Genomic DNA, 18,621 nt, shown 5'->3' on the forward strand with positions numbered 1-18,621 from the left:
GGTCACATTCCCTTGAACATAGGCTCTGACCTGCGAAAACGGAGATCGTCACGAGTCCGTGTGAGCCTTGTCACCGTTCTCGCCCGGCGCCACCCCGAAGAAACGCGCAGAGGCCGACTCGTGGGCCAGGCGGCGCAGCACGTCGAGGACCCGGCCGTGCATGACGGTGCCGATGACCAGCCTCTCGACAGCCGTCTCGCGGGGGCCGTCCAGCGGGAGAATGCCGATCTCGTGCTCGACCAGGGTCTCCACGGCCCGCGTGTAGGGGCGCAGGGACTCCTCGTCCATCGGCATGCCGAGCCTGGCCAGGGTGTAGAGGGCCTGGGCAAGCTCCTCGCGGGCCGGGGCCCACGGCTCTATCCGCCAGCCGAGGCCGGTGATCAGACGGTCGGCCTCGTCGCGGGCGCGCTGCCACTCCTCGCCGTCAGGAGGGGGCGTGGTCGCGGGGGCGATGGCGTAGTGGGCGGTGCCCAGCACCCGGTGCATGCCCAGCTCCTCGTCGTCAACGGCGGCCAGCACCTTGGCGATGGAGGCGATCGGCAGCCGCCCGACCTCAAGCAGCGCGCGGATCAGTCGCAGCCTGCGCACGTGGGCCTCGCCGTACTCGGCCCTGGTGGCCGAGGTCTGCTCGCCCGAGGGGAGCAGACCTTCGCGCAGGTAGTACTTGATCGTGGGGATGGGCACATCCGTTTCGGCGCTGAGCTGGGAAATCCGCATATTCGGATAGTACAGCTACCCAATGGGTGTCTCGTTGTTCCTGTCGGGGGCGGAGGGTAGCGTGACGCTCACCGTACGTCACGAAAGGGTGATCGTGAACTCCCCCTTCCCGTTCTCCAGGAGGCCGGGTGTGTCCCGGCGTGAGCTGCTGCGCGGCGCCGCCCTGGCCGGGCTCGGCCCGCTGACCCTGTCCGCCTGCGCCTTCCCCGTCGGGGCTCCGCCCCCTCCCGAAGGGGGAGGTGTTCCCCGGATCGCCGAGGACGGCCCGCTGGAGATCTGGATCTTCGACGGGGGTCTCGGCGACGACTACGCCAGGACCATCCACGAGCCACTGGTCGCCGCCCGCTTCCCCCGGCTCAGGATCAGCCACAACGCGACCAAGGAGATCGCCAGGACCCTCCAGCCGCGTTTCGTCGGGGGAGACCCGCCCGAGGTCGTGGACAACTCCGGGGCCGGGGCCATGGACCTGGGAGCCCTGGTCCAGGACGGCCAGCTCACCGACCTGACCCCGCTGTACGCCGCGCCGAGCTGGGACGACCCCGCCGTCACGGTCCGCGAGACCGTCGATCCCACGGCCATCGAGCTGGGCGGCTACGGCGGCAGGCCGTACGTCATGAACTACACGACAACCGTCTGGGGCATCTGGTACTCCCGGCCACTCTTCGAGGCCAGGGGGTGGCGGCCTCCCCGGACGTGGGCGCGGTTCCTCGACCTCTGCGAGGAGGTCAGGCGCTCGGGGATGGCGCCGTTCACCTACGCGGGCACCCACCCCCAGTACATCTACGAGCCCATCCTCACCCTCGCCGCGAAGATCGGCGGCAGGCGGGTGCTGACCGACATCGACAACCTCGCCGAGGGCGCCTGGCAGGCCGAGCCCGTACGGCTGGCCGCCACGGCGTTCGCGGAACTCGGGGCGAGACACCTCCTTCTTGAGGGCACCGCGGGCCTCGACCACGTCCAGACCCAGATCGCGCAGAACCGGGGACTGGTCGCCATGCTGCCCTGCGGCTCCTGGCTGGAGAACGAGCAGCGCGGCTCCGCCCCCGACGGCTTCGGCTACGCCATGTTCCCGCTGCCCGACTTCGGCCCCTCCGACGCCATGCCGTACGGCACGCTGCACGCCCAGCCGGGGGAGGAGTACATCGTGCCCGCGCGCTCGGCCAACCCGGGGGCCGGGCTCGAATACCTGCGGGCCATGCTCTCCAGGAAGGCGTCGGGGAGGTTCACCGAGACCGTCTCGACGCTCACCGTCGTCAGGGGAGCGGCGGAGGGGCTCAGGCTCACACCCGGCCTGGAGAGCGCCCGCGCCGCCCTCGCCGCGGCGGGCGGCAACGTCGTCTCCTCCATGTTCCGCAGGTGGTACTCCGAGCTGCACGACGAGGTCGCCGCCGCCTCCGGGCAACTGATGGGCGGGGCGATCGACGCCGACCGGTGGGCCGAACGGGCCCAGCGCAAGGCGGACGCGCTCAGGGCCGACCCCTCGGTGCGGAAGTTCACGAGGCGATGAACCACCACAGGAGACGGTTCGTCGCCGGGTTCCTCGCCGTCCCGGTCACGCTCTACACGGTCTACGTGCTCTCGCCCTGCGCGCAGGCCCTCGTCATCGCGCTCACCGACTGGCGCGGGGTCAACGCCGTCCCGCGCTTCGTGGGGGTGGACAACTTCCGCAGGCTCCTCGGCGACGAGGTCTTCCTGCGGGCGGCCGGTCACAACCTCCTGCTGCTCGCGCTGGTGCCGCCGCTGACCATCGGGCTCGCTCTGCTGTTCGCCTGGCTGCTGACCGGCGACGGCACGGCCCGGCGCACGGTCAGGGGGGCCGGGCTCTACCGGGTGGTCTTCTTCTTCCCGCAGGTGCTGGCCGTCGTCCTGGTCGCCGTCCTGTTCCGGCAGATCCTCAGGCCGGACGGCAACGGGATGCTCAACGCCCCGCTGACCGCCCTGGGGTTCGCGCCGGTGGGACCGCTCGCCGACACGGATCTCGCGCTGTGGGCCGTGCTGTTCGTGCTGGTCTGGCAGGCGGTCGGGTTCTACGTCGTGCTCTTCTCCGCGGGCATCGCCTCCATCCCGCGCGAGCTGTTCGAGGCCGCGGCCATCGACGGCGCCGGGGGCGGACGGCTGTTCCTGCGGATCACCCTCCCGCTGCTGCGGGACACGGTCCAGGCGGGCTGGGTCTATCTCGGCGTCGCCGCGCTCGACGTCTTCGCCGTGGTGTGGGTGATGACGGCCGAGCACGGCGGCCCCGACCACTCCACGACCGTGATGGCGGCCGAGGTCTACCGCAACGCCTTCCACTACTCCAGGTTCGGCTACGCCTGCGCGATGGGCGTGGTGCTGTTCGTGATCACCACCGGGTTCGCGGTGCTGGTGCTGCGCCTGACCCGGCGCGAGCGGATCGAGTTCCGGTGAGCGCGGCCCGTGCTCGATTCATGGCGGCCCTCTCGCACGCCGTGCTGCTCTGGTGGGCGGTCCTGGTCACGGTGCCGATCGTGTGGACCTTCCTGGCCTCGGTGAAGAGCGAGCGGGAGATCTTCGGCGACGCCTGGTCGCTGCCCGCCTCGGTCCGCCTCGACAACTGGGCCCGCGCCTGGCAGCAGGCGCACGTGGGCCGCTACATGCTCAACAGCGTCGTCGTGGTCGCGTGCGGTACGGCGGGCACCATGCTGCTGGGCGCGATGGCCGCCTACGTGCTGGCCCGCTACCGCTTCCGTGGGAGCCGGGTCGTGCACGCCTTGTTCGTCGCGGGCCTGGCCCTGCCGGTCTATCTGGTGCTGACCCCGCTGTTCTTCGTCGTCAGGAACACCGGCGCGCTGCCGCTGGTCGGCCCGTTCATCGGCCTGAACACCCACGGCGGGCTGGTCCTGGTCTACGTCGCCTTCTCCCTGCCGTTCACGGTGTTCTTCCTCACGGCCTTCTTCAGGACCCTGCCGGAGACGGTCGCGGAGGCCGCCTTCGTGGACGGGGCATCGCACACCCGGGTGTTCTTCCAGATCATGCTGCCGATGGCCAGGCCGGGCGTCGTCAGTGTGACGATCTTCAACGTGCTCGGTCAGTGGAACCAGTACCAGCTTCCCCTGGTGCTGCTGCCCTCGGACCGGGACCGCTGGGTGCTCACGCAGGGCATCGCCGACATCTCGACCACGGCGGGCTACGACGCCGACTGGGGAGCGCTGTTCGCCGCGCTGGGCATGGCGATCCTCCCGATGATCGTCGTCCACGCGCTCCTGCAGGGACAGATCCGCAGGGGACTGACCGCGGGGGCGTTCAAGTAGATCGAATTTGGCCGTTCACGGGGACCGGGTTAACTGTTGGGGTGACCCTGACGACATATCGGGCAAACGGCCCTCTCTCCTCCAAACGCCGTCTCCTCGGCCTGCTGCTCGTGCCCGTGGTGGCCGTGGTCCCGCTCGCCCCGGCCCAGGCCGCCCACGCGGGACCGGCCAGATCCAGCGTCTCCGGCGTGGCCCTGGACGCCGCCCCGGACCCGGACCGTCCGGCGCCGGGGCTCGACGACCCGGCCAAGAAGGAGATCGCGATGAAGCTGGTCTCCAGCGCCGAGAACTCCTCGCTCGACTGGCGGGCGCAGTACAAGTACATCGAGGACATCGACGACGAGCGCGGCTACACGGCGGGCATCATCGGCTTCTGCTCGGGCACCGGGGACATGCTGGACCTGGTCAAGCTCTACACCCGGCGCAAGCCGCACAACCCGCTGGCCAAGTACCTCCCGGCCCTGCGCCGCGTCAACGGCACCGACTCGCACAAGGGCCTCGACCCGGGCTTCACGAAGGCGTGGGCCCGCGCGGCCAAGGACAAGGCGTTCAGGAAGGCGCAGAACCACGAGCGGGACCGGCTCTACTTCCGCCCCGCCGTACGGCAGGCGAAGAAGGACGGGCTGCGGACCCTCGGCCAGTTCGTCTACTACGACGCCCTCGTCATGCACGGTGGCGGCGACGACCCGCTCAGCTTCGGGGCGATCCGCAAAAACGCGCTGAAGAAGGCCAGGCCGCCGTCGCGGGGCGGTGACGAGGTCGCCTACCTCAACGCCTTCCTCGACGCCCGCAAGGTCGCCATGAAGGCCGAGTCCGCCCACGAGGACACCAGCAGGATCGACACCGCACAGCGGGTCTTCCTCAGGAAGGGCAACCTCGACCTGAACACGCCGCTGTCGTGGAAGGTCTACGGCGACTCCTACCGCATCGGGAAGTAGGGGGTCAGGCCCGCTCGCCGGTCGCCAGGCCGTCGAACAGGACCGTGATGTAGTGGTCGGCCAGTGCCGCGGTGTTCAGGCGTCCCCCCGGCCTGAACCAGCGGACCGTGACCCAGACGCTGTCGCGGACCATGCGGTAGGTGAGCTTGGTGTCGATGTCCCCGCGGAGCTGCCCGATGGCCTGGCCGCGCTCGATCTGCTCGACCCACATCCGCTCGACCTCCTCCTCGGTCCTGACCAGGTAGGCGAAGCGGTCCCCGGGCAGGGAGAGCAGGTAGTTCCAGTCGTTCTGCATGACGGTGATCGCCGCGCGGTGCGGTTCGAGCGTGCCGAAGGCGACGCGGACCATCTCCGACAGGGTCGTGCGGGGGTCGTCCCGCCGGTCGAGCACCGCGCGGTAGCGGCTGACGAGGTCGTCGAGGAAGGTGGTCAGCACCTCGTCGACGATCGTCTCCTTGGAGTCGAAGTGGTGGTAGAGGCTGCCGGACAGGATGCCCGCCTCCTCCGCGATCTCGCGGACGGTCGTCGCCTGGAAGCCCTTGCGGGCGAAGAGGTCGGCGGCGAGTTTCACGAGGTGGTCGCGGCGCTCCGAGGCGGAGCCCGATGAGGCCGCGCGCTTCGTCGTGCCCTGGCGTCTGACGGGGGTGGTCGCGGCGCCGGAGTTCTTTCTCGTGTTCACGTCCTCCATTATGAGTCTTTGCGCAATCGCTTGTTCGCGCGAACACACCAGCTCACTGCGGCATTCGTGCGCAACCAGGTGCCCGTGCCGTACGGCTCGCGCCCGGGGGTTTCGGTTTTCCGTAAGGGGGTGGGAAAGCCTTCCCTTACCGACAAAACTCATAAACGTCACTTCACCGGACAAGGCTCTCCTTCCTTCCGGTGTGCCCCACCGCCGGGAGGGGTTCGTGACGGATCCGGCTCCGATGCCGTGGGCCGCACGGATGGTTTTGTCCCCGGGCCCGTCGTCGTGACGCACCCGGTACGTCCCGTGGCTTCCGGTGACCGTGCCCCCTGCTGTCGCTGGAGCGTTCCCGAGCATCGGGTATCACTCCGGAACACAGGATCTTGACGGAAGGCCCATGGTCAGCCCCCTAGCGATAAAGAAAGTTTCCTATTAGATTTGCGCGCAAGGCCGATGGGAGCGCTTCCTTCCGGGGCTGATTGAACACAACATGGTGTCCGCGTGTCCTCGGCATGTGATGCCGGCCGGCGGTAGGCGAGGAGGGTGCATGAAGCGCGGCCAAGAGCTGCTTCGTCTGGCGGACACGGTTGTTCTCCCGGGATTCGTGGGCAAGTCACCGCCCGACTGGATCCGCAGACGCCTGAGCGACGGTCTGACCGGGGTGGTGCTCTTCTCCAGGAACATCGCCACCCCCTCCCAGGTCGCCGACCTCACCGCGGCGCTGCGCGCGGAGAACCCGCAGGTCCTCGTGGGCATCGACGAGGAGTCAGGAGAGGTGACCCGGCTTGAGGCCGCGGCGGGGAGCACGCGCCCCGGCAGCTTCGCCCTCGGCGTCGTGGACGACGTGACGCTCACCGAGGAACTCGCCGCCGACCTCGGCCGCGACCTGGCCCTGGCGGGCGTCAACCTCAACTTCGCGCCCTCCGCCGACGTCAACTCCAACCCCGACAACCCGGTCATCGGCCTGCGCTCCTTCGGCGCCGACCCCGACCTGGTCTCCCGGCACACCGCGGCCTGGATCAGGGGCCTGCAGTCGGCGGGCGTCGCCGCCTGCGCCAAGCACTTCCCCGGGCACGGGGACACCTCGGTCGACTCCCACCACAGCGTCCCGCTGGTTCCGGCGTCCCCCGAGGAGCTGCGCGAGGTCGCGCTGCGGCCCTTCCGCGCGGCCATCGCCGAGGGCGTGCACACGGTCATGACGGGCCACCTGCTGGTCTCCGCGCTCGACCCGGGTGTGCCCGCGACGCTCAGCGGCAAGGTGCTGCACGACCTGCTCCGCGCCGAACTCGGCTTCGAGGGCGTCATCATCACCGACGGCATCGAGATGACCGCCGTCTCGGGACCGTACGGCATCGGCGGAGCCTCGGCGCTGGCCATCGCCGGGGGCGCGGACGCGATCTGCGTCGGCGGTCAGAACGCCGACGAGCAGACCGCGATCGACGTCCGCGACGCCATCGTGGACGCGGTGATCGAGGGCAGGCTCCCCGAGGAGAGGCTGGCCGACGCCGCGCGGCGGGTGTGCGAGCTGGCCCTCTGGGCGGCCTCGGCCCCCAGGCGTAACGGCGCGGCGCCCTCGCGTCCCGGCGAGGTCTCCATCGGACTTGAGGCCGCCAGACGGGCGCTGCGGATCACCCGCCGCTCGGCGAGCGCCGCCCTCCCGCTGGCCGCCCCGCCCCACGTGCTCGAACTGGCCCCCGAGATGAACCTCGCCATCGAGAAGGACACGCCCTGGGGCGTCGGCGAGCCGCTCGGCAAGCTCCTGCCCGGCACCACGGTGACGCGCCTGGACGCGTCGAACGCGACCGGGAGCGCGATCGAGGGGGTGCTGGCCGCCGCGACCGACAGGCCGCTGGTCGCCGTCGTCCGCGACGCCCACCGTCACCCCTGGCAGATGGACGCGCTGCAGCACCTGCTGGCCGCGCGCTCCGACGCCGTCGTGGTCGAGATGGGCCTGCCGGGACGCTCCGACCTCGGCGCCGTCCACATCGCCACCCACGGATCGGCCAAGGTGTGCGGCCAGGCCGCCGCCGAGGTGCTGGCCGGGGACGTCTGAGACGGCGTGCCCGCCCGTCCCCGGGCCGCGAGGACGGGCGGGACACGCTCACAGGCAGGGCAGACGGCCGTTGCGGAACAGGTCGACGAACAGCTGATGGTCGGCCCTGGCCCGCGCGCCGTAGGCGTGGGCGAAGTCGACGAGCATGCGGGTGAAGCCCGCGGTGTCGCCGCCGACCACGTTCACGATCGCGTCCTCGGTCGAGAAGTCGACCAGGTCGTGGCTGGACTCGTCGTCGGCCACCGAGTGCATGCGGGCCACGGCCCTGCCGAGGTCGCCGATCACCGAGGCCAGCTCCTCGGGCTCGTTGACGTCACCCCAGTCGAGGTCGGCCGAGTAGGGGGAGACCTCGGCGACGAGCTGGCCGACGCCGTTCAGCGTCGTGTAGCCGAGCCAGGGGTCGGCGTAGGCCTGCAGGGCCCGCTGCGACTCCGCCGTCCGGTGCCCCTGGTGCCTGAAGTAGCCGCGCACCTTCTCGTCGGTGATGTATCTCGCGACGGCCGGGACCTGGGCCTGCTTCATGTAGAGGATGACGTCGTTCTCCAGGGCCTGGGTGTGGCCCTCAAGGAGCATGTTGTAGGACGGCAGGCCCGCCGAGCCGATGCCGACCCCGAAGCGCAGCGCGAAGTCCTTGATCCTGTGCTCGACCACGGACCCCGAGGCGGAGGCCGAGGGCGGGAGCGTGGTGAGGTAGTCCTCGAAGGCCGCCTCGACGGCGTGCCTGGTCTCCTCGTCGATCGGGTGACGGCCGTCCATGACGGCGAACCTGCGCTCGAAGTTGTCGATCGTGGTCTCGGCGTCGAGCAGCGCGACCCGGGTGTTCAGCCGGGCGACCTGGAGCACCCGGTGCAGCACGCCGGTGGTGGTGTCCAGGGTCAGTGAGCCGATCGCGTCGTCACCGCCCTCGGAGATGCCGGTCAGCTCGGTGAGGTAGGCGCCGGTGAACCCCGAGACCAGGTCGGTGATCACCTCGTCCGACAGCGCCTTGGCGTAGCCGATGAGCGCGACGCTGGCCACGAACCGCTTGAGGTCCCACACGTAGGGGCCGACGTAGGCCTCGTCGAAGTCGTTGACGTTGAAGACCAGGACGCCGGAGGCGTTCATGTAGGTGCCGAAGTTCTCCGCGTGCAGGTCGCCGTGGATCCACACCCGGCTCGTCTGGCCGTCGAGGAAGGCCGTGTCGGCGTAGGAACCGGCCATGTCCGCGTAGAACAGGCAGGCGCTGCCCCGGTAGAAGGCGAACGGGGAGGCGGCCATCTTCCTGAACTTGCGCCGGAAGGCCGGGGGGTCGCGCCTGATCGAATCACCGAACTCGGTGATCAGGACATCGAGAATGTGCGCCGAGCGCCCATCGGTGGTCATGGTGCGCACGTTAGGGCCACCGGTCCCGCCTCCGCCAGACGCGGATGCCGCAATGCTGCCACGAGGCGGTGCCGTACGGCATCGCGCGAGGGCGTGGGAGGGGATCGGATCCAATCTGGACGCCCCCCTTTCGGGTTGCACGGCCCGGCCCGCACGCCGGTTTTAACACTATTTATCCGGTTTTTTGGTCCTATTTGCGATCATCAAGAGATGTGTGGCATCGTAATCGTACTTTCCCTACTGGTTTAGTGGGTAAGTGCGGCGAGCCAGTGTCGGCGTCGTCGTATCCAATCACGGAAGACCTCGAACCCCCGGAGGTACCGATGCGGCGCAGAGCCCATCGCCCGACGCGCGGCGCCGTACTGGCCCTGACCGCCCTGCTGCTCGCGGGCTGCGCGGACAACGCGGGCGCCGGGCCCGCGTCCCCCGCCTCGGAAGGGACCGCGAGCGCGGCCCAGAAGGCACAGCAGGACCCGGTCAAGCCGCCCGCCTCCATCGAGGAGCTGCGGGCCAAGGTGCAGGGCAAGCGGATCTCCATCGCCAGCGCCGCCTTCCCCAACCCCACTCTCACCGGCCTGTACAAGGTCCTCGAACTGCTGGAGAGCGACTTCGGCGTCACGGCCGACTTCCGGCTGATGGACTCGACCCCGCTCAACGCCGCCCTGATCGGCGGACAGGTGCAGATCGGCCACGTCTCCCTCGGCGGCCTGGCCGCGGCCAAGGAGGCGGGCGCCGACCTGGTGGCGATCGCGGGCAACGACCAGAAGAACGCCTTCCTCGTCGCGGGCCGCAGCCCCGCCGCCAGCCTCGCCGACCTCAAGGGCAAGCCCTTCGCGGTCTCCCAGAACCTCACCTCGATCGTGGGACAGACCGCCTCGAAGTGCTTCGACAAGGCGGGCCTGGACGTCACCAAGGACGTCCAGCTTCTGCACCTGTCCAACATCGGGCAGATCGTCGAGTCGCTGGAGGCGGGCAAGATCGAGGGTGGCATGTCGGCGACCTTCAGGCAGGCCGACCTCGACCTGGCCAAGCCCGGCGCCTACACCGTGCTCTGCAAGGGCTGGGAGGCCAACCCGCAGCTCAACGACGTGTGGGCCGTCAGCCGCTCCTGGCTCGACGCCAACCCGGACCTCGCGCTCGCCCTGGCCGTCGCCGAGATCAAGGCCGACCGGTGGACCCACGACGACAGGGCGGGCTGGCTCGCGCTGGCCCAGTCCAAGATCGACGGGCTCTCCGCCGAGGCCGCGGAGAACAACTACCGCACCCTGGTCACCGAACTCGACGACTGGCCCGTCAACGGCAGCCTCGACCAGCAGATGTGCGACTACACCCTGGCCACCTCCAAGGAGTTCGGCGTCGTCAAGAACGCCTACACCTGCGCCGACCTGGTCACCTTCGACTACCAGAAGGCCGCGGTCGCCTTCCTCGGCGCCAGGTGACGGCCCCGGCCCGCGACTGGGCGGTCAGGATCGCCGCCCTCGCCCTCCTGCTGCTGGTCTGGCAGCAGGTCGCGCAGCGGCTGCCCGCGGCGATCCTGCCCACCCCGGTCCGGGTCGGCGCCGCCGCGCGGGACCTGCTCACCGGCGGGGAACTCGCCCTGGCCTGGGGACAGACCGTGACCCAGGTGGCCGTGGCCATGGCGCTCGCCTCGGTCGCGGGCGTCGGGCTCGGACTGCTCCTGGGCTGGTACCGCCCGCTCGACCAACTGCTCTCCCCGCTGCTCGGCGCCCTCTTCCTCACCCCGAGGATCGCGCTGGTGCCGCTCATCGCCCTGTGGTTCGGCCTGCAGGACCTCGCGAAGATCGTGCTGATCCTGGCGTTCGGCTTCTTCGAGGTCTTCTTCACCGTCCGCGACGGCGTGCGCGGCATGGAGCGCTCCTATCTGGAGCTGGCCCGCGCCTACGGCGTGCCCACCTGGCGGACGCTGCGGACCGTGGTCCTGCCCGCCGCCAGGCCGTACGTGCTGACCGGGTTGCGGCTCGGACTGCTGCACGCGCTGGTCGGGGTGGTGCTCGCCGGGTTCTTCCTGGAGACCAGCGGCATCGGCGGGCTGATCTACAACCTCGGCGCGGCCCTGCGCACCGCGGAGCTCGTCGCCGCCCTGCTGTCCGTCATGGTCGTCGGCCTGGCCGTCAACGTCGGGCTGCGGCGCCTCGAAGCCCGGCTCACCCCCTGGCAGGTGACACGATGACCCCCTCCCCGCGATCCCTGGCCGGGGTCGCGCTCGCGCTGGCCGGATGGCAGCTCGCGGGCACCTTCCGGCCCGACTTCACCTCCTCGCCGACCCTGGTCGCCACCGAGCTGGTACGGCTCGCCCGCGAGGGGGACCTGCTTCCCCTGGTCGCCGGGACCGTGGCCACGCTGCTCGCGGGCTGGACGGTGGCCGTGACGCTCGGGACGCTGACCGGGTTCCTGATCGGCCGCTACCGGCTGCTCGCGGTGGCCTTCGAGCCCTACCTCGTGGCCCTGTACTCCGTGCCGCTGATCGCCATGGTGCCGTTGATGGTCATCTGGTTCGGCATCGGCGAGGGGTTCCTGCTGGCGACCGTCGTGCTGGCCACCGCGATCACGATGGTCTTCCCCGCCGCGACCGGCACCAGGGAGAGCATGCGGGCCTACGGCGAGCTGGCCCGTGCCTACCAGGTCTCCGGGCACCGCCTCCTGCTGCGGGTCGTGCTGCCCGGCGCCCTGCCGTACGTCGTGGCGGGGCTGCGCATCAGCGTGCAGCGCGCGCTGATGGCGGTCGTCGTCGGGCAGTTCCTCGTGGGCCATCCCGGTCTCGGGACCCTGATCGGCGACGCCCGCGCCCGTCTCGACGCCGACGAGGTGTTCGCCGTCGCGCTCGTCGCGCTGGCCGTCGGCGCCCTGCTCACCACCCTGGTCGGCTGGGCCGGCCGCAGACTGTCCGCCTGGCGCCCGGAGGTGTCCACGTGACCGCGATCGAGGTCGACGACGTCGGCAAGTCCTACACCGGCAAGGGAGGCAAACGCACAGACGCCCTGTCCGGGATACGGCTCAGCGTCCCCTCCGGGGGATTCGTCAGCCTGCTCGGGCCGAGCGGATGCGGCAAGACGACACTGCTCAAGTGCCTCGACGGGCTGATCCCCGTCACCGAGGGAGAGATCAGGGTCGGCGGCGTCCCGATCACCGGCCCGGGACGGGACAGGGCCTTCGTCTTCCAGGACTTCCGGCTGCTGCCGTGGCGGACCGTGCTCGGCAACGTCGTCTTCCCCCTCGAAGGCGTCGTCTCCTCCAGGGCCGAACGGGAGGCGACCGCCAGGAGATACATCGAGATGGTCGGCCTGTCCGACTTCGAACGCCACCACCCGCACGAGCTGTCCGGCGGCATGCAGCAGCGGGTCGGCATCGCCAGGGCACTGGCCGTGGACCCCGACATCCTGCTGATGGACGAGCCCTTCGGCGCGCTGGACGCCCAGACCCGCGAGCTGATGCAGATCGAGCTGCTGCGCATCTGGGAGCTGACCGGCAAGACCGTCGTCTTCGTCACCCACAGCGTGGACGAGGCGCTGTTCCTGTCCCAGCGGGTCGCGGTCCTGTCCGCCAGGCCCGGCCGGATCGCCGCCGAGTTCGAGGTGCCCTTCGCCCACCCGCGCCAGGAGCACACCGTGCGCGGAGACTCCCGTTTCACCGACCTGCGCCACGACATCTGGCGCCTGCTCAAGGGGGACACCCATGCCTTCTCCGAGTGACCACCTGATCGTCAGGGGGGTGAGCGCGCTCACCGCCGACGACCAGCTCGGCGACCTGGACAACACCGACATCGAGGTACGCGACGGGCAGATCGTCGCCATCGGCCCCGGCCTGGACGCGCCGGGCGCACGCGTGCTCGACGCCACCGGCATGATCGCCATCCCCGGGTTCGTGGACCCCCACTGGCACCTGTGGGGGACCCTGCTGCGCGGGGTGGTCGGCGACGGCCCCAGGAACGGCTGGTTCGCCCGCAAGGGCAGGCTCGCGCCGTACTTCACCCCCCAGGACACCCATCTCGGGGTACGACTCGCGGCGGCGGAGGGCATCGCGGCGGGCGTCACGACCGTCCACGACTGGGCGCACAACGTGCTCGGCCCCGAGCACGCCGACGCCGACCTGCGCGCGCTGCGCGAACTCGGCCTGCGCGCCCACTACTCCTACGGCGCCCCCTCCGCGCACCCCTCGATGTCGGCAGAGGAGATGCGGCGCCTGATGGGCGACCGGGGCAAGGGCTTCGACGAGGCCATGGACTTCGCCGACGTCAGACGGCTGCGCGACGAGTACGCCGCCGACCCGCTGATCTCCGTCGGGGTGAACGTGCGCGGCCCGGCCCGCTCGGCAAGGGAGGTCTACCTCGCCGAGTTCCGCCAGGCCCGTGACCTCGGGCTGCCGCTGGCCATGCACTGCGCGGGCACCAGGGCCGAGGTCGAGCGCATCCACCAGGTCGCGCTGCTCGACGCCGACGGGCTGCTCGGCTCCGACCTGCTGCTCGCCCACTGCCTGCACCTGCCGGAGGCGGACCTGGCCAGGGTCGCCGAGCACGGCATTCCCGTCACCGTCAGCCCGCTGTCGGAACTGCGCCTCGCCATGGGCCTGCCCCCGCTGGTCCGCCTGCGCGAGGCCGGGGTCGGGGTCAGCCTCTCCCTGGACACCACCGCCATCGCGGCCGCCGCCGACCCGTTCCAGGCGATGCGGGTCGCCCTCGGCCTGGCCAACGTCGAGGCGGGCGACGCCGAGGCGGTCACCCCGCGCGACATCCTGCGCGCCGCGACGATCGAGGGGGCACGCGCCCTGGGACTCGCCGGGACCACCGGCTCCCTCACACCCGGCAAACGCGCCGACCTCGTGCTGATCCGCACCGACCGCCTGAACCTGGCGCCGGTCGCCGACCCCGCGGTCGCCGTCGTGCACTCGGCGCAGCCCGCGGACGTGGACACGGTCCTCGTCGACGGGCGCGTCCTCAAGAGCGGCGGACGGCTGACCGGGGTGGACGAGGCAGCTCTGGTGGCCGAGGCGGACCTGGCGCTGCGGGAGCTGTGCGCGCGGGCGGGCTTCGCGTGGCCGGGGCCGTACCGGAAGAGCGAGGGGGGAGCGGCATGACCGTCAGGGTGAAGGCGGGCGCGGTGGAGATCGTCGCGCTGCGGGACGGGGAGCACCCGCTGAACCGGGAGTGGCACTTCCCCGACGTGCCCGCCGAGGCGTGGGAGGGACAGGACGAGCGGCCGCTCGGCTTCGGCGGCTATCTGGTGCTGGCCGACTCCAAGGTCGTCCTCGTGGACACCGGCTGGGGACCCTACCTCGGGCCGCCCGGCGGGCTGAACGCGCCGCCCGCCCTGCTGACCGAGCTGGCCGAGGCGGGCGTCACCCCCGACGACGTCGATCTGGTGGTCTTCACCCACCTGCACCCCGACCACGTCGGCTGGAACCTCATCCTGGAGGAGCCGGTGCGCCCCCGCTTCGGCAACGCCAGATACCTGGTGCCGCGCGCCGACTGGGAGCACTACCGCGCCCTGGAGCAGAAGCACCCCAACATCGTCCAGCAGGCAATGCCCCTCGACGACCTGGGCGTGCTCGAACTCATCGACGACGGGCACCGGGTCACCCCCTCGCTGCGGGCCGTCGCGCTGCCCGGCCACACGCCGGGACACACCGGCTACGTGGTCGGCGACCGTGACGCGTTCCTGCTCGGCGACCTCGCCCACCACCCCGTCGTGCTCGACGAGACCGGCTGGGTCCAGCGCTTCGACCTCGATCCCGAGCTCGCCGTGGCCACCCGGGAGAAAACCCTCGCCAGGGTCGAGGAGGACCGGACCCTCGTCGGGCTCGGCCACTTCCCCCACCCGGGCCTCGGATACGTGACCAGGAAGGAGGGGCGGCGCGCATGGCTGCCCTTGTAGATCCCCGATGGCTCGCCGACCGCCTCGACGACCCGAAGACCGTGGTCGTCGAGGTGCAGTACGAGCCCGACATCGACGAGTACTCCGCCGGGCACATTCCCGGCGCCAGGCACGTCTTCTGGAAGGACCTGTACTGGGACCGGGACGAGCGCGAGTTCGTCACCCCGGCCCAGGCGGCGGAGATCCTCGGCGGCCTCGGCGTCGGCCCGGACACCACGCTCGTGCTCTACAGCGGGCGCGGCCAGTTCGCCGTCTACGGCTACTGGGTCTTCAGGACGCTCAACGGCCACGCCGACGTGCGGGTGCTCAACGGGGGCAGGGGCGCCTGGACCCGCGCCGGTTACGAGCTGAGCGTCGAGGTGCCCGAGGTGACGGCGGTGCCGTACGAGCCGGTGCGTGAGAGCCGGGACGACGCCAGCAGGATCGGCCGTGACGAGCTGCTCGGGCTGGTCGGCTCGCCGGACACCCTGCTGCTCGACGGCCGCTACCCCGAGGAGTATCGCGGGGAACGGGTCAAGCCGGGCGCGGGCTTCGACCACGGCGCCGAACGGCACGGCCGCATCCCCGGCGCCGTCAACCTTTTCTTCAGGGACCTGCTCGACGAGCGGTTCGTCATCAGGCCGCCCGAGGAGCTTGAGCGCGTCTTCCGCGCCGCGGGGGCCGCGCCGGACCAGGTCCGGCAGGTCGTCGCCTACTGCAGGCTCGGCCACCGGGCCAGCCTGCTCTGGTTCACCATGCACGAGCTGCTCGGCTGGGACCACGTCCGCGTCTACGACGGCTCGTGGACCGAGTGGGGCAGCATCGTCGGATCACCGATCGAGAGGGAGTCACGATGACCACGGCCACACCCCCCGTGGGGGTCTGGGAGATCGACCCCAGGCACACCAGCCTGGAGTTCACCGTCCAGCATCTCGTCGTCGCCAGGGTGCGGGGCCGCTTCGACGGGGTCACCGGCACCTTCGAGGTGGCCGACCCGCCGCGGGAGTCGCGGCTCTCGGTCAGCGTCGCCTCGGCCAACGTCAGCAGCGGTGTCGCCCGCCGTGACGACCACCTGCGCTCGCCCGACTTCCTCGACGCGGAGAACTTCCCCACGATCACCTACACCTCCCGTGCGGTACGGCCCGGCGAGGACGGCGCCTTCGTCATCGAGGGGGAGCTGACCGTGCGCGGGGTCACCCGTCCGGTCGAGCTCGACGCGCGCTACCTCGGCACGCACGCCGACGGCGGGGTCCCGCTGGTGGCCTTCAGCGCCACCGGCTCGCTCGACAGGGAGGACTTCGGCGTCACCTTCAACCGGGTGCTCGAAGCCGGGGGACTGGCCATCGGCAGCAGGATCGACATCGAGATCCTCGTCGAGGCGCTTCCCGAGGGAACCGCGAGGCACGTCCTGTGAGGCGGGGTTCGTCCGCATCTGATAGGGAAAGAGGATCACGGCCGTCGGGAAGGGGAGGTGCCGGTGGGGCCTGAGCCCGACGGGTCCGATGGCAGGACCTCCCTCGCCGACATCGTCGGCAGGGTCGCGGCCGGGACCCGTACCGCGGGTGAGCTGTCCTACGCGGTGATCCGCGAGGGCATCATCACCGGGCTGCTCGCCCCCGGCGAGCACCTGCGGCAGGAGGACCTCGCCGAGCGCATCGGGGTCTCGCGCATCCCGGTGCGCACGGCCCTGATGCAGTTGGAGTCCGAGGGACTGGTCTCCTTCCACCCGCACCGGGGCGCGGTGGTGCGCACGCTCACCGTCGAGCAGGTCAGGGAGATCTACCAGCTTCGGGAGCTGGTCGAGGTGCACGCGCTGCGGGCCTCCATCGCGCGGATGACCTCAGCCAGGGCGGCCCGCCTGCGGGAGCTGGGCGAGCTGCTCGACGGTCCCCACGAGAGGGGCACGCTGCACGAGCAGCGGACCGCCTTCTACCGGGAGCTCTACGACGCCGAGGACAACCCGTTCGCGATCGGGATCATCGAGGACCTGCGCAACGTCGTCAACCGCTACCTGGTCGGCAGGCACGTGGCCCACGGGCTGCGCTACCACCGCGAGCTGGCCAGGCTCGCGGCGCGGGGCGACGCGGACGGCGCGGAGCGGACGCTGCGCGGCTACCTGGACGAGTACCGCCGCAGGGTCATCGAGGCCCTGGCCGACGGGGACGGCACATGACACCACGGCGAAGGGCGGCGACGCGACGGTGACACCACAGTGACACGACGGGGACCGGTGGTGGCCGGGCTCATGCTCAGCACGGCTCTGGCCGCGATGGACGCCACGATCGTGGCCACCGCGGTCCCGGCGATCGTGCACGACCTGGGGGCCTTCTCCCTCTTCCCCTGGGTGATCGCGGTCTACATGCTGGCCCAGGCGGTGTGCACCCCGATCTACGGCGGGCTCGCCGACGTCTACGGGCGCAAGCCCATGCTGCTCGTGGGCGCGGCGACCTTCCTGGCCGGGTCGCTGCTGGCGGGCCTGGCGCCGAGCATGCACGTCCTCATCGCGGCGCGGGCGCTGCAGGGGGTCGGGGCGGGCGCGATCCTGCCGATCACCCAGACGATCGCGGGCGACCTGTACCCGCTGGCCCAGCGGGGACGCATCTCGGCGCTGATGTCCACGGTGTGGGGAGGCTCGGCGCTGCTCGGTCCGGCCCTCGGCGGCCTGCTGTCGGAGTTCGGGCTGTGGCGCTGGGTCTTCCTGCTGAACCTCCCGGTCGGGGTGGCCGCGCTGGCGATGGTCACGGTGTTCCTGCGCGAGTCGGTCGAGCGCCGTCCGCACCGCCTCGACCTGGTCGGCACCGCCCTGCTGTCGGCGGGTGTCGTCACCGTGATGATCGGGCTCCAGGAGATGCTCTGGTGGCTGGTCGTGCCCGGTCTGGCGCTGCTTGTCGCCTTCCTGCGCTGGGAGCGGCACGCGGCCGAGCCGATCGTGCCGCCGTGGGTCTGGCGTGACCGGATGCTCCTCGGCTCCTTCCTCGGCAGCGCGGTCGTCGGCGTGGTGCTGATCGCCCCCTCCCTCTACCTGCCCACCTACGCCCAGGGGGTGCTCGGGGTCGGCGCGGTCGCCGCGGGGTTCGCGCTGGCCACCCAGTCCATCGGCTGGCCGCTGGCCGCCGCCTCTGCCGACCGCCTCTACCTGAGGTACGGCTTCCGCGCCACGGCCCTGGCGGGGCTGACGCTCATCGTCGTCTCGGCGGTGATGTTCGCGCTGCTGAGCCCGGCCTCGCCGGTCGTCTACGCGGGCCTGTGCGCGTTCGTCAACGGCTCCGGCCTCGGCCTCGTCTCGGTCTCCTGCCTGGTCGGCGCCCAGTCCGTGGTCGGCTGGGAGCGGCGCGGCGTCGTCACGGGCGGGGTGGTGTTCTTCCGCAGCGCGGGCAGCGCGATCGGCACCGCGGTCTTCGCGGCGGTCGCGAACCTCTCGCTGCTGTCGTCGGGCGCGGTGGGCACGGTCGACGACGTCGCCGCCGCGCTCGACGGCCACCGGCAGGCGCAGGGGGCCAGGGCCGCGCTGGCCTTCGCCGTACACAACGTCTTCCTGGCGATGACTGTCGTCGCGGTGCTCGGCGTGCTGGCCGTACTCGTGATGCCGCGCGGAAAACAGCCACTGCGGGAAAGCGCCACGGAAAGCGTCGAGGGGAGCGGGCAGAACCGCTGAGCCGTACGGGAGCGTTCCACTCCGCGGGGCGGCTCCCGTGAGCAGGGACAAGACAGGAGGCGGCTCCGTTAAGGGGTC

Annotated in this window: 18 protein-coding genes; 15 read left to right on the forward strand and 3 right to left on the reverse strand. The window is 71.1% G+C overall.

The annotated features are described in order from the left end of the window. Positions 1-48: 48 nt before the first annotated feature. Positions 49-717, reverse strand: a complete 669-nt coding sequence (locus tag FHS44_RS25825) for a MerR family transcriptional regulator (protein ID WP_184719085.1) — start codon at positions 715-717, stop codon at positions 49-51. A 130-nt stretch (positions 718-847) separates the two neighbouring features. Here FHS44_RS25825 and ngcE point away from each other — a divergent pair, with 130 nt between their 5' ends. Genes ngcE through FHS44_RS25845 form a run of 4 tightly spaced genes read left to right on the forward strand, consistent with a single transcriptional unit; the run spans position 848 to position 4,924 of the window. After that, positions 848-2,224 (forward strand): N-acetylglucosamine/diacetylchitobiose ABC transporter substrate-binding protein, encoded by a 1,377-nt coding sequence (ngcE, locus tag FHS44_RS25830; protein WP_312863816.1) that lies wholly within the window; start codon positions 848-850, stop codon positions 2,222-2,224. Further along, on the forward strand, positions 2,221-3,123 hold the full coding sequence (locus FHS44_RS25835) for a carbohydrate ABC transporter permease (protein ID WP_184719088.1): 903 nt from the start codon (positions 2,221-2,223) through the stop codon (positions 3,121-3,123). The genes ngcE and FHS44_RS25835 overlap by 4 nt, the downstream gene beginning before the upstream one ends. Before the next feature lie 20 nt (positions 3,124-3,143). After that, on the forward strand, positions 3,144-3,986 hold the full coding sequence (locus tag FHS44_RS25840; RefSeq protein WP_184719090.1) for a carbohydrate ABC transporter permease: 843 nt from the start codon (positions 3,144-3,146) through the stop codon (positions 3,984-3,986). Positions 3,987-4,027: 41 nt separating this feature from the next. Next, on the forward strand, positions 4,028-4,924 hold the full coding sequence (locus tag FHS44_RS25845; RefSeq protein WP_312863817.1) for a chitosanase: 897 nt from the start codon (positions 4,028-4,030) through the stop codon (positions 4,922-4,924). 4 nt (positions 4,925-4,928) lie between these two features. Here FHS44_RS25845 and FHS44_RS25850 read toward each other — a convergent pair whose 3' ends face one another. Further along, positions 4,929-5,603 carry a TetR/AcrR family transcriptional regulator gene (locus FHS44_RS25850; RefSeq protein WP_184719092.1) on the reverse strand — a complete coding sequence of 225 codons (675 nt, stop codon included), beginning with the start codon at positions 5,601-5,603 and terminating at the stop codon, positions 4,929-4,931. 550 nt (positions 5,604-6,153) lie between these two features. On the opposite strand from FHS44_RS25850, the gene FHS44_RS25855 reads away from it, so the two are divergent. Then, positions 6,154-7,659 carry a glycoside hydrolase family 3 protein gene (locus FHS44_RS25855; protein WP_184719094.1) on the forward strand — a complete coding sequence of 502 codons (1,506 nt, stop codon included), beginning with the start codon at positions 6,154-6,156 and terminating at the stop codon, positions 7,657-7,659. 48 nt (positions 7,660-7,707) lie between these two features. Here the strand turns inward: FHS44_RS25855 and FHS44_RS25860 are convergent, their stop codons facing one another. Continuing rightward, positions 7,708-9,021, reverse strand: coding sequence for a DUF2252 domain-containing protein (locus FHS44_RS25860; RefSeq protein ID WP_184719096.1), 1,314 nt, complete (start codon positions 9,019-9,021; stop codon positions 7,708-7,710). Positions 9,022-9,344: 323 nt separating this feature from the next. On the opposite strand from FHS44_RS25860, the gene FHS44_RS25865 reads away from it, so the two are divergent. From FHS44_RS25865 to FHS44_RS25910, 10 genes are all read left to right on the forward strand, one after another. Further along, positions 9,345-10,460, forward strand: a complete 1,116-nt coding sequence (locus FHS44_RS25865) for an ABC transporter substrate-binding protein (protein ID WP_184719098.1) — start codon at positions 9,345-9,347, stop codon at positions 10,458-10,460. Continuing rightward, on the forward strand, positions 10,457-11,212 hold the full coding sequence (locus FHS44_RS25870; RefSeq protein WP_184719100.1) for an ABC transporter permease: 756 nt from the start codon (positions 10,457-10,459) through the stop codon (positions 11,210-11,212). Before FHS44_RS25865 ends, FHS44_RS25870 begins: the two co-directional genes overlap by 4 nt. Further along, positions 11,209-11,955 (forward strand): ABC transporter permease, encoded by a 747-nt coding sequence (locus FHS44_RS25875; RefSeq protein ID WP_184719102.1) that lies wholly within the window; start codon positions 11,209-11,211, stop codon positions 11,953-11,955. The genes FHS44_RS25870 and FHS44_RS25875 overlap by 4 nt, the downstream gene beginning before the upstream one ends. After that, entirely contained in the window at positions 11,952-12,731 is a 780-nt protein-coding gene (locus FHS44_RS25880; RefSeq protein ID WP_184719103.1) for an ABC transporter ATP-binding protein, read from the forward strand. Before FHS44_RS25875 ends, FHS44_RS25880 begins: the two co-directional genes overlap by 4 nt. Continuing rightward, positions 12,715-14,112 (forward strand): amidohydrolase family protein, encoded by a 1,398-nt coding sequence (locus tag FHS44_RS25885; RefSeq protein ID WP_184719112.1) that lies wholly within the window; start codon positions 12,715-12,717, stop codon positions 14,110-14,112. The genes FHS44_RS25880 and FHS44_RS25885 overlap by 17 nt, the downstream gene beginning before the upstream one ends. Beyond that, positions 14,109-14,909, forward strand: coding sequence for an MBL fold metallo-hydrolase (locus FHS44_RS25890; protein WP_184719114.1), 801 nt, complete (start codon positions 14,109-14,111; stop codon positions 14,907-14,909). Before FHS44_RS25885 ends, FHS44_RS25890 begins: the two co-directional genes overlap by 4 nt. Beyond that, a complete protein-coding gene (locus tag FHS44_RS25895) occupies positions 14,894-15,745 on the forward strand; it encodes a sulfurtransferase (RefSeq protein ID WP_184719116.1) in 852 nt (283 codons plus the stop codon). The genes FHS44_RS25890 and FHS44_RS25895 overlap by 16 nt, the downstream gene beginning before the upstream one ends. Further along, positions 15,742-16,302: a YceI family protein gene (locus FHS44_RS25900; protein ID WP_184719118.1), complete on the forward strand. Its 561-nt coding sequence runs from the start codon at positions 15,742-15,744 to the stop codon at positions 16,300-16,302. Before FHS44_RS25895 ends, FHS44_RS25900 begins: the two co-directional genes overlap by 4 nt. A gap of 63 nt (positions 16,303-16,365) precedes the next feature. Next, positions 16,366-17,061: a GntR family transcriptional regulator gene (locus FHS44_RS25905; protein ID WP_184719120.1), complete on the forward strand. Its 696-nt coding sequence runs from the start codon at positions 16,366-16,368 to the stop codon at positions 17,059-17,061. A 39-nt stretch (positions 17,062-17,100) separates the two neighbouring features. Then, the gene (locus FHS44_RS25910) at positions 17,101-18,543 is read left to right on the forward strand and encodes an MFS transporter (protein ID WP_221461325.1); all 1,443 of its coding nucleotides are present in this window, start codon (positions 17,101-17,103) and stop codon (positions 18,541-18,543) included. Positions 18,544-18,621: the final 78 nt, after the last annotated feature.

It is taken from the genome of Streptosporangium saharense (assembly GCF_014203715.1).
GTDB classification, from domain to species: Bacteria; Actinomycetota; Actinomycetes; order Streptosporangiales; family Streptosporangiaceae; genus Streptosporangium; species Streptosporangium saharense.